The 15,342-nt window shown below is 66.4% G+C and carries 16 protein-coding genes; 3 read left to right on the top strand and 13 right to left on the bottom strand.

Annotated elements, in window-relative coordinates:
• Window positions 1-7: 7 nt before the first annotated feature.
• The 12 genes from QMX80_RS01800 to QMX80_RS01745 all read right to left on the bottom strand — a co-directional run bounded on the left by QMX80_RS01800 (window position 8) and on the right by QMX80_RS01745 (window position 11,305).
• Window positions 8-958 carry a DUF932 domain-containing protein gene (locus tag QMX80_RS01800; protein WP_282274905.1) on the bottom strand — a complete coding sequence of 317 codons (951 nt, stop codon included), beginning with the start codon at window positions 956-958 and terminating at the stop codon, window positions 8-10.
• Between the two features lie 303 nt (window positions 959-1,261).
• Window positions 1,262-2,458 carry an integrase arm-type DNA-binding domain-containing protein gene (locus tag QMX80_RS01795; protein WP_282274904.1) on the bottom strand — a complete coding sequence of 399 codons (1,197 nt, stop codon included), beginning with the start codon at window positions 2,456-2,458 and terminating at the stop codon, window positions 1,262-1,264.
• Between the two features lie 179 nt (window positions 2,459-2,637).
• Window positions 2,638-3,438 carry an SIMPL domain-containing protein gene (locus QMX80_RS01790; protein WP_282274902.1) on the bottom strand — a complete coding sequence of 267 codons (801 nt, stop codon included), beginning with the start codon at window positions 3,436-3,438 and terminating at the stop codon, window positions 2,638-2,640.
• A gap of 67 nt (window positions 3,439-3,505) precedes the next feature.
• Window positions 3,506-4,996, bottom strand: coding sequence for an anthranilate synthase component I (gene trpE / locus QMX80_RS01785; RefSeq protein ID WP_055766379.1), 1,491 nt, complete (start codon window positions 4,994-4,996; stop codon window positions 3,506-3,508).
• 238 nt (window positions 4,997-5,234) lie between these two features.
• Window positions 5,235-6,626, bottom strand: coding sequence for a sensor histidine kinase (locus tag QMX80_RS01780; RefSeq protein ID WP_282274899.1), 1,392 nt, complete (start codon window positions 6,624-6,626; stop codon window positions 5,235-5,237).
• Entirely contained in the window at window positions 6,626-7,306 is a 681-nt protein-coding gene (locus QMX80_RS01775) for a response regulator transcription factor (RefSeq protein WP_282274897.1), read from the bottom strand. The genes QMX80_RS01780 and QMX80_RS01775 overlap by 1 nt, the downstream gene beginning before the upstream one ends.
• A gap of 74 nt (window positions 7,307-7,380) precedes the next feature.
• The gene (locus tag QMX80_RS01770; protein ID WP_282274895.1) at window positions 7,381-7,644 is read right to left on the bottom strand and encodes a hypothetical protein; all 264 of its coding nucleotides are present in this window, start codon (window positions 7,642-7,644) and stop codon (window positions 7,381-7,383) included.
• Between the two features lie 87 nt (window positions 7,645-7,731).
• The gene (locus QMX80_RS01765) at window positions 7,732-7,974 is read right to left on the bottom strand and encodes a hypothetical protein (RefSeq protein ID WP_152984122.1); all 243 of its coding nucleotides are present in this window, start codon (window positions 7,972-7,974) and stop codon (window positions 7,732-7,734) included.
• Window positions 7,975-8,561: 587 nt separating this feature from the next.
• On the bottom strand, window positions 8,562-9,044 hold the full coding sequence (locus tag QMX80_RS01760) for a GNAT family N-acetyltransferase (RefSeq protein WP_282274893.1): 483 nt from the start codon (window positions 9,042-9,044) through the stop codon (window positions 8,562-8,564).
• Window positions 9,045-9,104: 60 nt separating this feature from the next.
• Window positions 9,105-10,145, bottom strand: a complete 1,041-nt coding sequence (locus tag QMX80_RS01755) for an erythromycin esterase family protein (RefSeq protein WP_282274890.1) — start codon at window positions 10,143-10,145, stop codon at window positions 9,105-9,107.
• A gap of 144 nt (window positions 10,146-10,289) precedes the next feature.
• Window positions 10,290-10,964, bottom strand: coding sequence for a ribulose-phosphate 3-epimerase (rpe, locus tag QMX80_RS01750; protein WP_055766391.1), 675 nt, complete (start codon window positions 10,962-10,964; stop codon window positions 10,290-10,292).
• Between the two features lie 11 nt (window positions 10,965-10,975).
• Window positions 10,976-11,305 (bottom strand): DnaJ domain-containing protein, encoded by a 330-nt coding sequence (locus QMX80_RS01745; RefSeq protein ID WP_055766393.1) that lies wholly within the window; start codon window positions 11,303-11,305, stop codon window positions 10,976-10,978.
• A gap of 143 nt (window positions 11,306-11,448) precedes the next feature.
• On the opposite strand from QMX80_RS01745, the gene QMX80_RS01740 reads away from it, so the two are divergent.
• Window positions 11,449-12,375: a phosphoribosylaminoimidazolesuccinocarboxamide synthase gene (locus QMX80_RS01740; protein WP_055767375.1), complete on the top strand. Its 927-nt coding sequence runs from the start codon at window positions 11,449-11,451 to the stop codon at window positions 12,373-12,375.
• Window positions 12,376-12,431: 56 nt separating this feature from the next.
• Complete coding sequence (locus QMX80_RS01735) at window positions 12,432-12,911, top strand: Mpo1-like protein (protein WP_055766397.1); 480 nt, start codon at window positions 12,432-12,434, stop codon at window positions 12,909-12,911.
• A gap of 461 nt (window positions 12,912-13,372) precedes the next feature.
• Here QMX80_RS01735 and QMX80_RS01730 read toward each other — a convergent pair whose 3' ends face one another.
• Window positions 13,373-14,260 (bottom strand): NAD-dependent epimerase/dehydratase family protein, encoded by an 888-nt coding sequence (locus QMX80_RS01730; protein ID WP_282274884.1) that lies wholly within the window; start codon window positions 14,258-14,260, stop codon window positions 13,373-13,375.
• A 75-nt stretch (window positions 14,261-14,335) separates the two neighbouring features.
• On the opposite strand from QMX80_RS01730, the gene QMX80_RS01725 reads away from it, so the two are divergent.
• A complete protein-coding gene (locus tag QMX80_RS01725; RefSeq protein ID WP_273081026.1) occupies window positions 14,336-15,256 on the top strand; it encodes a universal stress protein in 921 nt (306 codons plus the stop codon).
• Window positions 15,257-15,342: the final 86 nt, after the last annotated feature.

Below are 15,342 nucleotides of genomic sequence, written 5' to 3'. Positions count from 1 at the left end.
GACACCATCAGCCGATCAGCCTTACAGCTTCATCCCAAGCACGACGCTTGATGACTTGGCCTTCTCCGAACCACGCTGCATCCCTACGGTGATCGTCGCTTCTCGCTCGTCGGTGGTGATCTACGAACTCAGTAACGCTATTAAGAACCCCCCATGCAGTTCCCTTGCTCGACTTAAGCAGGGAGCCACGTCCTCCGCCCTCGTAAAGCGCTCGTACATGAGCAACAGCCCGCTCATTGACAACTGACTCGCCAGTGGCGCCATAAGTCAGAACTCGTCGCAGAAGTCCATCCACGGAATCAGGATCTACGGGTGTCTCACACAGTAGTCGCATGTTCTTGGCGAACACGTCCCAGCCAGCAACAGTGATACCCAGCTGCTCTTTAACGACCTCAGGTCTGAACTGGCTTCGATGTGGCACCTTCACAGCCCCGGCCTTTTCTCCCACGGCGATCTGAAGGGTGTTGTTGCAAACCACACGCACTGACGTGAACTGCGCGGTAGTAGCCAGCGTGCCGTCGCACGCTGTGGCTAGTAGCAGATAGCCATCAACCCTATCCTGCTTCGAAAGGGTCTCGGACTGACCCGTTCGGGCAAGCGCCCAAAACTTCCTGCCTCCCTTCAGTACACCCGCCGTCTCGAGCTCGAAGCCATGTAGGGACGTAAGATCTCGATAGAACTCGAGTACTTCCTCAGGCTGGACGACTTGATAGCGTTTTGAGACAACTGCCAGCGGCGTCAACGTGTCAGATCTGTAAAGCACCTTCTGCTCTGGATACCCATGGGTGTCCGATTCGCCACATGACGCACTTCTGTACTCGACCTCTGCCTCGTTGATTGCCCAGTCCATACCCGCTGCGGTCTTCCAGGTCTCGATCGACTGGTCTTTATTCAGCCTGCTTCCCAACCCATGCCAAGGCCGATCTCCAACGTAGGCCATGTTCTCCACGTAGTGCATAGAAGTATCCCTATTTTTTTATGGCGCACAAAAAGCACAAGGCCCGGGCAATGCCCGGGCCTTGTGGGATCTTTTTCTCGCTTGGAATCAGCCCGAGGAGTTCACCCCGGGAACCTTGTAAGAGCGTGCAATCGTGGCGAGCATTGATGCCGCTATCACCAGCGCAAAGTAGATAACTTCAGTCTTTCCTCTCATATCGACACCTGTACCTGTGCGCCGCATGCGGAGCGCACATACGCAAGACTGATCTTCCAGTCTCAATCAGGTGTTATGGATCTGAAATTATTTTGAATCACTTATCGCTCAGACCATGCTTTCGGAGTCTTGCTCCATGACTTCGAGCTTCGCGGCCCACGCCTGAAGCATCTCCGTTCGTTGCGGAAGATAGATCGCGTGATCGTAGGCGGCGTCTGTTCTGCTCTTCTTCGCATGGGCAAGCTGCACATCGATGTGTTCTTTGCGATAACCAAGCTCAAGCATGTGCGTAGAGCCAGTTGCTCGAAAGTCATGGCCAGTGACTTCTCCAGAGGCGAACCCCATGTGTTCAAGCGCCCGATTTATCGTTGTTGCACTCATCACTTCCTTCGGACGGCGATTGTTAGGGAACAGGTACCGCCCTGCGCCAGTGATCTCCCTAAGCTCAAGAAGAAGCTCTATTGCTTGATCCGAGAGTGGCACAAGGTGCTTCCTGCGCCGCTTCATCCGGCCCGGCGGAATGGTCCACAGCCGCTCCGCAATGTTGAATTCGACCCACTCCGCCTTCCTCAACTCTGCCGTGCGCGTCCACATCAGCATGAGGAGTCGAAGCGCAATCGCAGTGGTACGGTTCCCCTTGAAGTCCGATAGCCGCGAGAAGAACAGGCGCAACTCCTGATCCGACAGCGACCTGGCATGCTCAACCGGATCTCGAATGATCGTCCGCCGTAACGCAGCAGCCGGATCAGAGTCCGCCCTCAAATTCGCAACGGCGTAGCAGAAAACGGCAGATATCCACTGCCGGACATTGATAGCTGCAGCCTTGGCGCCTCTGCCGGATATCGCCTTGATCACATCCATCACGTCGACCGAGGTCAGAGAGCGCATAGGCCTCCTACCGATCTTCGGATAGACGTCTCTAGCGAAATAGGACTCGATCTGTGAAGCGTAGTAGGCAGTCCAACGAGGTCGGCCCTCTGATATCCACTCTTCTGCCAAAGCCTTAAAGGTGTCCTTGTTCGCCGCGATTGAACTTGCGCGACTACGAGATCGCTCGTGGGAGGGATGGACGCCCTGCTTCACCAGGGCTCGAGCTCGCTCCCGCTCAGCCCGAGCTTCTTGCAGCGAGATCTCTGGATACTCGCCGAGGGCGTACAGGTTCTCTCGCCCATCTATCCGATAGCGATACCGCCACAACTTGGCGCCGCTCGGGCGCACCTCCAAATGAAGACCCGCACCGTCACTGAGCTTTTGCGGCTTCAGGCTTGGCTTCGTCGTTCTGATCTTCGCGTCGGTGAGCGGCATCTGCGGGTATCGGTGATTCAATACCCCCTACCGTACCCGCTTTTTCATCGCCTTGCCATGGACTCATACGGACGAGCACGGATATCAGTCGATTAAGATCAATGCTTTAGATGTTGTTCGCGGACTATTCTGGACCGCACTGGATTCCGATGTCAGTTATCGAGCATCAACAGCATGGTTCAGTTTCCGTCGCTAATCAGGAAGATGGCGTAGACGTTTTCGGTGTAGGTGATGGGCGCGGCCGTGAGCAGCTCGCCAGCTGCAGATGCAGATGCAGCCGTAACCTGGTTGCGGCTACCGGACACCTGCACCCGATCCAGCGAGCCGCCACGCTCGTAGAAATCGCCGCCGCTATTGACGTTTGGCCAGCTGCCGGCCTGCACGCCATAGGCAAAACTGGGGGCGACGTCGGAAATCGTATAAAGGCCAATAATCTTCGCCCCATAGGCATCCGCCAGCCCCTTGGCCGACGCGCGCGTCTGCGCTGCCGCTTCGGCCTTGAGTTCGGCACGCAGGCGTAGCTCACCCGAGTACTTCGGGGTGGCGGTGCGCACCTGAATCTCCTTGCTGGCCTTCAACTCGGCAAGAAAGTCCCGCAACTGCTCTGGATTCTCGAAGGCGCCTTCCAGGTCACGGCTGACAGCCGTGCCCGCGAACACTTCCTCATCCTCCTTGTAGCGTGTGGACGGCTCGATGCTCAGGTTATCCATGCGCACCGTCTCCGCGATGGCACGATGCTTGGCGAACAAACCCATGATCCGCTCGGCATTGGCTTGAACCTTGCGGCGAGCGATATCGGTCTGCATGTCAACCGATTCCAGCGCGACCTTCACCACGAAGCGATCCGGCATCACCTTGCGGCTTGCATCCCCCTTCACCAGCAGATGCGGTTGCGAGGGAACCGAGTTGGCCTGCGCCCACGCCTGCGGAACCACGGCAACCAGCAATGCCGACCACAGCAACATGCGGGAAAACTTCATGTGGCACTCCTTGTCATGGCGAGTGGAACGGCATTTACGTCGGAAACCGGCGGCGCTGAGGCAAGGGTCAAAGCCCCTTCGCCGCCTGCGCCACCGCGCGGAACAGCGCGCGGCCCTTGTTCATGGTCTCGTGCCACTCCGCGTCCGGGTCCGAGTCGTAGACCACGCCGCCGCCGGCCTGCACGTACAGGTAGCCATCCTGGATGACCGCGGTGCGGATGGCGATGGCGGTGTCGGCGTCGCCGTGCCAGCCGATGTAGCCGACCGCGCCGGAGTACACGTTGCGCTTGACCGGCTCCAGCTCGCGGATGATCTCCAGCGCGCGGATCTTCGGCGCGCCGCTGACGGTGCCGGCCGGGAAGGTGGCGCGCAGCACGTCGCTGTAGCTCAGCCCGGCCTTCAGCGTGCCGGTGACCTCGCTGACGATGTGCATGACATGGCTGTAGCGCTCGATCACGAACTGCTCGCCCACCTTGACCGTGCCCGGCTCGGCGACGCGGCCGACGTCGTTGCGCCCCAGGTCGATCAGCATCACGTGCTCGGCGCGCTCCTTGGGATCGGCCAGCAGCTCGACTTCCAGCGCCTTGTCCAGCTCCGGCGTGGCGCCGCGCGGGCGGGTGCCGGCGATGGGGCGCACGGTGACGATGCCGTCGCGCAGGCGCGCCAGGATCTCCGGCGAGGAGCCCACCACCTGGGTGCCGCCGACGTCGATGAAATACATGTATGGCGACGGATTCAGCGCGCGCAGCGCGCGGTACACGTCGATCGGCCGCGCACGGAACGGCACGCGCAGGCGCTGGCTCGGCACCACCTGGAAGATGTCGCCGGCGCGCACGTAGTCCTGCGCCCTGCGCACCACGTCGTGGTACTGCTCGCGGGTGAAGGAGGACTGGAAATCCTGCTCGTCGATGGCGTCGGACACCTGCGCCTGCGGGTAGCCGGCGCCGGCCTGGCGCAGCCGATGCGCCAGTTCGTCGAGGCGGCGGTTGGCGCGCGCCCAGGCCTGCGGCTGGGTCGGATCGGCATGCACGATCAGGTACAGCCGGCCCTTGAGGTTGTCGAACACCGCCAGTTCTTCGGACAGCATCAGGTAGATGTCCGGCGTGCCGAGTTCGTCGGGCTTGTCGCCGGCACCCAGGTGCGGCTCGATGTACTGGATGCACTCGAAGCCGAACCAGCCGACCAGGCCCCCGGTGAAGCCCGGCAGGCCCTCCAGCTGCGGCACCGAATACTGGTTGCGCAGCACTTCCACTTCGGCCAGCGGATCGGCCACTTCGCGGCGTTCGACCACTTCGCCCAGCTCGCTGACTTCCAGCGTATGCCCACGGAAGCTGTAGATGCGCCGCGCCGGCAGGCCGATGATCGAATAGCGGCCGAAGCGTTCACCGCCCTCGACCGATTCGAACAGGTAGGTATGCGGACCGTCGGCGAGCTTCAGGTAGACCGAGAGCGGCGTGTCCAGGTCGGACAGCACTTCGCGGACGACGGGAACGAAATTACGGGAGCCGGGGGTATGGCCTTCAGCGGCCTGCTGCTGGAACTGCTCGAACGTGATCAAGACGGTCTTCCTTCCGGAAATCGGTGGTGGCGGTACGGACGACGGCAACGGGCCACCATCGCCACCAGCGGCGAGCGGAAGAAAGGGAACGCTTGGTCGTCAGATTGGACACCGCGCAACTGTACCGCAAATGGGCGGCCGCGGGTGCCGCGGCAGCGCCACGGAACACTTGCAGGGGCAACTTTCCACGCCCGTCCCATGGTGCTTTCGGGCCGCCATGCCGCGGTTGTCGCCCACCTCAATCCATGGCAGGTGAATGCCGCCGCGGCAGGTGAAGGGTCACGCACAGCCCCGGATTGCCATCGGGCCCGGCGTCGCCGTCGGACAGGACGATGGTGCCGCGGTGGCGGGCGACGATGGCGCGCACCAGACTCAAGCCCAGCCCGGTGCCGGGCTGGCTGCGGTCGGCCTGCAGGCGCTGGAACCGATCGAACACGCGCTGGCGGTCGCCCTCAGGGATGCCGGGGCCTTCATCGCGGATGCTCAGTTCGGCCTGCTCGCCCGCCGCGGCCATGGCGATGGTGACGGTACCGCCGGCCGGCCCGTACTTGAGCGCGTTGTCGAGCAGGTTCACCAGCACCTGGAACAACTGGTCCGGATCGCCCATCACCTGCAGCGGTTCGCCCAGGACGCGCAGCCGCATGCCGCGCTGGGCGGCGACCGGCTGGTAGAGCTCGACCACATCGTCGATCAACCGGTCCAGATCCACGACGGAGGCATCGCCGGCGGTCGCCGGCTGCGCCTCGATCCGCGACAGGCGCAGCAGCGCGGAGAAGGACTGCAGCAGGCCATCGGTTTCCGCCAGCCCCGCCTCCAGTTCAGCCAGCGCCGCCGGCGAGCCGGCGATGGCCGGTACGTCGCGCATCGATTCCAGCCGCGTGCGCAGGCGGCTCAGCGGGGTGCGCAGGTCGTGCGCGATGTGGTCGGTGGCATGGCGGACCGCGTCGAGCAGCGCCTGGATCCGGTCCAGCATGCCGTTGAAGCGCAGCGCGACGCGGTCGAACGCATCGCCGCTGCCGTCGCTGTGCACGCGCAGGTCCATTTCGCCGGCGGCCACGCGCTCGGCGGTGCGGTCCAGGCTGCCCAGGCGCCGCGCCACCCAGCGCGAAGTCCAGCGCCCGACCATCGCGCCCATCACCGCCGCGGCCAGCAGCGCCGCCAGTGCCGAATGCAGGATCAGGCGCAGGAAGCCGTCTTCCGAGCGCATGCGCAGGCCGGCGACCAGGTATTGACCGTTGTCCAGCAGCTGCTGGTGCGCGATCACCCGCGGGTCGTCGTCGGACTCCTCGTCGATGAACTCCAGCCAATGCGCGCTCGCGCTCCAGCCGGGCAGGGCCGCCAGCGTGCCGGCGATGACCCTGCCGTCGGCGTCCAGCAGCAGGTAGACCATGTCCGGATCGTCCGGAGTTTGGATGCGCCCCAGCAGTTCCTCGCGCAGCCGCGCGTAACCGGCGTGGCGGTAGAGATCGCGCAGCCCGGCCGCATCGGTGCGTACGACCTCGTGCGCATCGCGTTCGAGCAGGGTCGACACCGCGGCGTAGATGCCGGTGCCGAGCAGAATGAAGGACAGCAGGAAGGCGATGGACACCGCCAGTGCCAGCCGCGAGGTGGTGGAGCGCAGCAGGCGCATCAATCGCCGAGCCGGTAGCCGGCGCCGCGCACCGTGTGCAGCAGCGCCGTGGCGAAGCCGTGGTCGATCTTCTGCCGCAGGCGGCTGATGTGCACGTCGATCACATTGGTCTGCGGATCGAAGTGGTAGTTCCACACCGACTCCAGCAGCATCGTGCGGGTGACCACGCGGCCGGCGTTGCGCATCAGGTATTCGAGCAACATGAACTCGCGCGGCAGCAGTTCGATGGCGCGGCCGCTGCGCGAGGCGGCACGGCGCAGCAGGTCCAGTTCCAGGTCGGCGACCTGCAGCCGCGTCGACGGCGCGGCCTGCGACGCGGCCGGACTGCGGCGCGACAACCCATCAAGCCGGGCGCTGAGCTCGGCGAAGGCGAAGGGCTTGACCAGATAGTCGTCGGCGCCGGCGCGCAGGCCTTCGACGCGGTGGTCGACGTCGGCCAGCGCGGTCAGCAGCAGCACCGGCACCGCATTGCCGGCACCGCGCAGCGTGCGCAGCACGGTGAGGCCGTCCAGCCCGGGGAGCATGCGGTCCAGCACGACCGCCGCATAGGCTTCGGTCGTGGCCATGAACAGGCCGTCGCGGCCGTTGTCCACGCAGTCGACGACGTGCCCGTCCTCGCGCAGCCCCTTGGCGATGAATGCCGAAATCTGCGTATCGTCCTCGACGACCAGTATGCGCATGGAGGCGTGTGTGTGGCCTGGGTGGAGGAAGCATAGCGCCGGCGGCGGCGCCGCTGGCAGGCCCGCGGTCCGGCTCAATGCGTCGCGGCGGGGACGGCGGGCGGATTGCGGCGGCCGGTGGCTGGCGCGCGGCGTTCGCACTTGCCCAGGGCGCTGCGCTTGAGGCAGCGTGGCGGCGCCTTCGCCACCACGGGCGGCGGCCTTGAAGAGGAAGAACTGGAACTGGGAACCGGCGGGGTGACAGGCCCGGCAACGGCGCCCCCCACCATCGCGCCACCAAGGACGGCGAGCAGGACCAAGGCCATCGCCCGATGCAGGCGGCGGATATTCGCGTTCATTGCCCTGCCCTCCGTCACGCTGACCGGACCGGACACAGGCGGGCCACGCCGGCCCATGGACCGGCGTGGCCATCCCGAGCCAGGAACTTACTTGCTGCCCGCACCCGAGGTCGGGGCGGCGACCGCCGGCTTGGCGGTGGCGGCGCGGTGGTGATGCTTCTTGCCGTGGTGCTTGGCGGCCGGCGCGGCGGCCATCTTGGCGGCGGGGGCCATCTGCGTGGCCGGCGCCGCCGGGGTGGCGGGCGTGGCCGGGGCGGTCGACTGCGCGGCGAACGCGGTGCCGGCGCCCAGGGTCAGGCCGACGGCGAGGAGAAGGGCGGAGGTCTTCATATGCGTGATCCTTTGGGCTGGCTGCAGGGTGGAGGTTCAGGAGGATGGTGTTTCCAACCATCGAGGACAGGTTGCGCCACGCCGGCTAACGGGAACGTGGCGCACGCATGAACGCTCTGTAATGTCCGCCACTGCCACGAAGCGGCAATGCTGCCGTCATCGTCGCGTCATCGCCCGTCCGGAGAATGGAAGGCCATAGCAGGGATGATGGATGGAGGCAGGATCAGCCTCCCACGAATTCCCCCGGCCGTGGCGGCGACGCCACGGCCTTTTTTTTATTCCCATCACTTCCTGGATGCGGAGTACGCGAGGCGCATGACGAGCTGCGTCCGGCGGAGCTTGTGAGGCCCCGCAGGGTGGGCCTTGCCCTGCTCTACAAGACGGCAGGTTCTGTAGCGCCGGGCAACGCCCGGCGGGGCTTCACCGGGAAAGCTTCAGCGGGGCGTTGCCCTGCTCTACAAGGCGGCGGGTTCTGTAGCGTCGGCAGCGCCCGCGGGGCTTCGCCGGGAAAGCCTCAGCGGGGCGTTGCCCCGCTCTACAAGGCGGCGGGTTCTGTAGCGCCGGGCAGCGCCCGGAGTCCGCGTGTTTCAGCCTTCGGCGAACCGCCGCAGGGCATCGCCCTGCAGCCGGTACACGGTCCATTCGTCCTGCGGCAGCGCGCCGGCGGCGCGGTAGAAATCGATCGCCGGCGTGTTCCAGTCCAGCACCGACCATTCAAAACGGCCGCAGCCCTGCGCCACCGCCAACCGCGCGATGTGCTGCAGCAGCGCCTTGCCCGCGCCGCATCCGCGATGTTCCGGGCTGACGTACAGGTCTTCCAGGTAGATGCCGTTGCGGCCCAGCCAGGTGGAGTAGTTATAGAAATACACCGCGTAACCGATGGCCTTGCCGTCGCGCTCGCAGACCAGCGCCTGCGCCTTGGCACCGGTGCCGAACAGGCTGGCACGGATGCCGGCCTCGTCGGTCTGCACCGACGATTCGGCTCTTTCGTAGATCGCCAGTTCGCGGATGAAATGCAGGATCAGGCCGGCGTCATCGGCGACGGCTGGACGGATGTTCAACTTTGGCATCTCAACCTCGCTCAGCAGGGAACGCCGCATTCTGCCAACACCGCACCGGGCTGTCCCCTGTTACTCCCAGCCTGGCGTCGGACCTTTCTCGTCACGGACGATGAATACGCCGTCGAAATAGTCACCCCAGCTCTCGACGCGGAATTCCCCGAACAACCGTGAGGCGACCCGCCCCATCGCACTCAAGCGTGTGCCGTCCAGATAGTCCACCGGACCGGCAGCCGCGGACGCTTCTCTTTCCAGTGCAATGGAGGGAACTGGTGCCAACCGCCGCACAGGTCCTCCAGCCATCCGCGACCAACCATCCAGTGCGGTTCCACCAATGGCGGCGAAATCGCCACCGAACCGCTCTGCCAGCAACGCGCCCATCGACGACGCCCGCTCCGGAACGCTCTTGCGGGCAGCATGCACGTTTGCGGTCCAGATGACGATCCGCGCATCCCCGGGTAGCCGCTCCAGGTACCAGAGCACATTCCGATACATCACATCGTCGCGCGGGACAACCGATGCTCCTCCTGCGGTCCGATGATGATAGGTGGCTAGATTCCCAAGCATATGCGGTTCGTTTTCACTCAAAGACCGAACCACGGAATCCCGTGCGTGCCGCGCGCAATCGTCCAGCAACCGCTGTTCCGCAGCGTCATAGGGGACGCTGTCGTCATAGCTCCAGAGCAGATTTCTTTCCACGGCATTTTTACATGCCATGCCCTCGTCACCCGGCAATCGACGCCCTACCAGCGCCGGAAGCACCGTCATTGCATAAACGCTTGTCGCACTGACCTGATCGTCCAGGCCGCCGACCAAAACCCGGCGCTGCATCGAGGAGACCATCAACCATCGACGCCAGTCGGCGAGTTCCTGCACCCACCAGAACCGGCCGATCGCATTGTCCAGTTGCCGCTGCCCGGCGGCTCCTTCTTCCAAGGCATGCTCAAAGCCCAGGAAATCGTAGATCGGCGCTTCAAACAGGACAGCATCGAACCCGCACTGATCGACCAGCCTCCGCACCACCTCGGCCTTGAACCGGAATGCCGATGCCTCGCCATGGCTGGGGAGTTCTCCCAAGGCGACCACACGCTTGGCGCAGAGGGTTTCGACCACCGATGCCGGGTCTGGCTGGGCCTGCGAGTTTCCGCTCCAGATGAGGCACGCCAATATCGTCCCCCGACAGAAGGCTGCGAAGTGCCGGCCCTGGAGGAAAAGCCTCATGTCATGCCCAGCCGCAGAGGGAGAGGCCTGCTTGCCTCAGCCCCGCGCCGCGGCGACGTTGCCGCGCATCTGCGCGATCACCTGTGCGTAGTCCGGGGCGTTGAAGATGGCCGAGCCGGCGACGAAGGCGTCGGCGCCGGCCGCGGCGATCTGCCCGATGTTGTCGGCCTTCACGCCGCCGTCGACTTCCAGGATCACCGGCTTGCCGCGCTTGTCGATCATCGCCCGCACCGCGCGCAGCTTGTCCAGCGTGGAGGGAATGAAGGCCTGGCCGCCGAAGCCGGGGTTGACCGACATCAGCAGCACCAGGTCCAGGTCTTCCAGCACCCAGTCCAGCACTTCCACCGGCGTGCCCGGGTTCAACACCAGGCCGGCCTTGCAGCCGTGCGACTTGATCAGCTGGATGGTGCGGTGGACGTGCTTCGAGGCCTCCGGATGGAAACTGATGAGGCTGGCGCCGGCTTCGGCGAAGTCCGGCACGATGCGGTCCACCGGTTCGACCATCAGGTGCACGTCGATCGGCGCGGTCACGCCGTGCTTGCGCAGCGCCTGGCAGACCATCGGGCCGATGGTCAGGTTGGGCACGTAATGGTTGTCCATCACGTCGAAATGGACCCAGTCGGCGCCAGCGGCGATGACGTTGTCGACTTCCTCGCCGAGCCGGGCGAAATCGGCCGAGAGGATGGACGGGGCGATGATGCAGTTGGACATGTCGGAGCCTTTCAGCGCTTGCGCAGGGATTTGATGCGGTCGTAGGCGGCGTTGATCTGCCGGGCCTTCCTTTCGGCCTGGGCGCGCAGTTCGGGCGCGGCGCCGGCCACCTTGTCGGGGTGGTACTGGGAAATCAGGCGGCGGTAGGCCAGGTCGATCTCGGCGTCGGTGGCATCGCGGGTGACGCCCAGTTCGCGGTAGGGCAGGTCCTTGCCCAGCTTGAACCAGTCGTTGTCGAACGCGTGCCCCAGCAGCATGCCCACCACCGCGCCGAACAGCGGGTTGGGCCTGAACAGCAGGGCGCCGGCGATGAATCCCAGCAGTTTTCCGTACCAGCGCATGGGTGGGGCTGTGGCCTTGACAGATCGGACGCGCATTTTATGCCACAGCGGCCCCGGACGGCCTTACACTAGGCCGCCCGCCGTCCGCCGCGGGCCCCCGGGTCCTGTGCCGACGGCTTCATCGCCAAGTTCCAGGAGTGCCCGTGCCGACCACGCTGCTGCAATCCGATCTTCCCGGCCTGCCCTTGCGCCACCGCGGCAAGGTGCGCGATGTATTCGATATCCCGCGCGAACGTCTGCCCGCCGACACGCCTGCCGGCGACTACCTGCTGATCGTGGCCACCGACCGCCTGTCCGCGTTCGACGTGGTGCTACCCGACCCGATTCCCGGCAAGGGCGAGATGCTGTGCCAGGTGTCGAACTTCTGGTTCGGCAAGACCGAACACCTGATGCCCAACCACCTGACCGGCATCGACGTGGCCAGCGTGCTGCCCGAGGGCGTGGACCCGGCGTTGTACGCCAGGCGCGCGGTGGTGACGAAGAAGCTGAAACCGGTGCCGGTGGAAGCCATCGCCCGCGGCTACCTGATCGGCAGCGGCTGGAAGGACTACCAGCGCACCGGTCAGGTCAGCGGCATCAAGCTGCCCGACGGCCTGCAGCAGGCGCAGCAGCTGCCCGAGCCGATCTTCACCCCGTCCACCAAGGCGGCGGTGGGCGACCACGACGAGAACATCGACTTCGATGCGATGGTCAAGGCGGTGGGCGCCGACCTGGCCGAAAAGGTGCGCGACGCCACCCTGCGCATCTACAAGTTCGCCGCCGCCTATGCCGCCGAGCGCGGCATCCTGCTGGCCGACACCAAGTTCGAGTTCGGCACCGACGCCGACGGCCGCCTGTACATCATGGACGAGATGCTGACGCCGGATTCCTCGCGTTATTGGCCGGCCGACGAGTACGAGGTCGGCACCAGCCCGCCGAGCTACGACAAGCAGTTCGTGCGCGACTACCTGGAAACGCTGGACTGGAACAAGACCGCCCCCGGCCCGGAGCTGCCGGCCGAGGTGATCTCGCGCACCCGCGACAAGTACGCCGAAGCCCTGCAGAAGCTGGCCGGCATCCACATCGACTGACCACCGGCGCGCCCGCCCGGGCGCGCCCCACACGCCCCGCCGGGAGAAGAGGCAGCATGGACATGAGCGCCGCACGCCCCATCGACCGCTGGTTCGCCAGTTACTCCGGCGACCATCGCAATGCCACCAACCAGGCCATCCACGTGGTCGCGGTGCCGGCCATCGCGTGGTCGGTGATCGCCCTGCTGTGGTGCATCCCGCCGCTGCTGCCGTGGTTCCAGTACGGCATCTGGGCGGCGCTGGCGATGTTCGGCGCCTGGGCGTACTACAACCGCCTGTCGCGGCCGCTGGGCATCGGCATGCTGATCCTGTTCTTCATCTCCGGCTGCCTGTGCCGGCTGCTGGAAGACCGCATCGGCCTGCGCGGCCTGCTTTTCTCCGGCATCGGCGTGTTCGTGGTGGCATGGATCGCGCAGTTCATCGGCCATCACATCGAAGGCCGCCGGCCCAGTTTCCTCACCGACCTGACGTATCTGCTGATCGGCCCGATCTGGGTACTGGCCAAGCTGTACCGCCAGTTCGGCTGGAAGTACTGAACGGCCCGTCCCTTGAGGGAAAGCCCGTCCGTCCGGATCGCGGATACCCCTGTAACGCCGGGCAACGCCCGGCGGGGTTTTGCCGGTGATGCCCCAGCGGGGCGCTGCCCCGCTCTACAGGATGAGCGCTGCGGCTATGTAGCGCCGGGCAACGCCCGGCGGGGTTTTGCCGGTGATACCCCAGCGGGGCGCTGCCCCGCTCTACAGGATGAGCGCTGCGGCTATGTAGCGCCGGGCAACGCCCGGCGGGGCTTTGCCGGTGATGCCCCAGCGGGGCGCTGCCCCGCTCTACAGGATGAGCGCTGCGGCTATGTAGCGCCGGGCAACGCCCGGCGGGGTTTTGCCGGTGATGCCCCAGCGGGGCGCTGCCCGCTCTACAGGACGAGCCCTGCAGCTCTGTAGCGCCGGGCGACGCCCGGCGGGGCTTTGCCGGTGATGCCCCGGCCGAACGCTGCCCCGCTCTACAGGCCGAACATGTCCCGGGTCGGCAGGAACGGACGCGGCGCATAGCCGAAATCGCGCTGCGCCGGGCCGATGTCGAACACCAGCGGCTCACGCATGCGCGCCAGCGCGGCGGCGTTCATGCCGCGCAGGCGGCCGGCGGCATGGGCCAGCGTCAGCGCGGTGCGGAACAGGGGCGCCGGTACGCGCAGCAGTCGCGGTTGCGGCTGCAGCGCCGCCAGCACCCGCCGCACCATTTCCGCATAGCCCAGGCGTTCGCCGCCCCCCAGCGCATAGGCGCGCCCGGCCGTGGCCGGATGCCGCGGCACCTGCAGCGCGGCGTCGGCCAGGTCCTGCACGTGCACCGGCTGGCGCAGGCCATCGGCTCCGGAGGGCAATACGAACACCCCTGCGCGTGACGCCAACCGCGCGATCGCGGTCAACGTGACGTCGCGGCCGGCGCCGTAGACCAGGGTGGGTCGCAGCACCGTCGCCGCCGCGCCGCGGTCGCGCGCGGTGGCGAACAGGAGGGACTCGGCCTCGCGCAGCCGGCGGGCGACGTCGCGCTCGGCCGCTTCGCTCGAATCCTCCTTGACCTCGACGCTGGTGGAACCGAATGCGACCACGCGCGGCGCGGCGATGCCTGATGCCGCGTACCAGCGCGCGAAGTGATCGAGCGGGCCGCAGCTGAACACCGCGTCGAACGGACACGCGTCCTGCCAGTCGCCGGACAGATCGCCCTGCCGCCACGCCAGCCCCGGTGCCGGCGCGCGCGGCGCGCGCGATACCGCGCTGACCTGCCAGCCATCGGCCAGCAGCCCGGCCAGCACCCGCTCGCCGATCTGTCCGCTGCCACCGAACACCAGCGCGCGCCGCGGCGTCTTTTGGTCGTGTCGCCCTGCTTCCATGGCGAAAGGATAGGCGATCGGAACAGGCTGACGCCCAGCGGGTAGACTCGGCGCGACCGAACTGCCGAGGACGCCATGCCGAACTCCCGCTCCGCGCCGCCGGGCGCCATCCTGCTGGCCACCGACCTGAGTGCGCGCTGCGACCGCGCCCTGTCGCGCGCCCTGCAGCTGGCGCGGCAATGGAATGCGCGGCTGGTGGTGGCGACCGTGCTTCCGCCGGTGCCGGCGCAGCGGATGATCGCCGGCATCCTCGACGCGCCCGACCCGCTGGTCCGCGAGCATGCCCGCCAATCCGTGGAATGGCGGTTGCGCCGCGACCTGGGCGCCGAGGCCGACGGCATCGCGCTGGAGGTGCGCATAGGCGAAGGCCATGTCGGCCGCGCCCTGCTGCAGCTCGCCGCCGAAGCCGGCTGCGGCCTGATCGTGACCGGGATCGCCAGCGATCCGGCGTTCGAGCTGCCCGCACTCGGTTCGAGCGTGCTGTGGCTGACCCGGCATTGCCCGCTGCCGCTGCTGGTCGTGCACCGGCGCGTACGCGCGCCCTACCGCAACCTGGCCGTGGCCACGGATTTCTCGGAAAGCGCCCGCCACGCGACCTGTCAGGCGCTGGACCTGTTCGGCCCGCCGTTGCGGCTGGCGCTGGTGCATGCGCTGGAAACGCCGGGCAGCGCGCTGCTGGCCGGCGACCGCGAGATGCTGCAGGCGCAGGCCCGGCTGCGCGCGAACGAGCAGGCCCGCGATTTCCAGGCCGGCCTGCCGGCCCTGGCGGCGCCGGGCCAGGTGCAGGCCGTGATCGAGCCTGGCGATCCGGCGCGACTGCTGCGCCAGCATGCCGAGGCCGAGGACATCGACCTGGCGGTGGTCGGCACGCATGGCCGCGGCGCGCTGTTCGAACTGCTGATCGGCAGTGTCGCGCGGCGCCTGGTCGCCACCCTGGAAACGGACACGCTGCTGGTCCGCGATCCGCGCTCGCTGCCACCACAACCGGAACCGTGAGGCCCGCCTGCCGCTCCGGCAGGCGCCAACTCCACCTGTCCCTGCCCACGGCATGCCCTCGCCCGGCACGCGCAACGAAGCATCGC

It is taken from the genome of Stenotrophomonas sp. PS02297 (genome assembly GCF_029959705.1).
GTDB classification, from domain to species: domain Bacteria; phylum Pseudomonadota; class Gammaproteobacteria; order Xanthomonadales; family Xanthomonadaceae; genus Stenotrophomonas; species Stenotrophomonas nitritireducens.
Note: the sequence above shows the minus strand (reverse complement) of the source record. Positions and strands in the feature narration are given on the sequence as shown.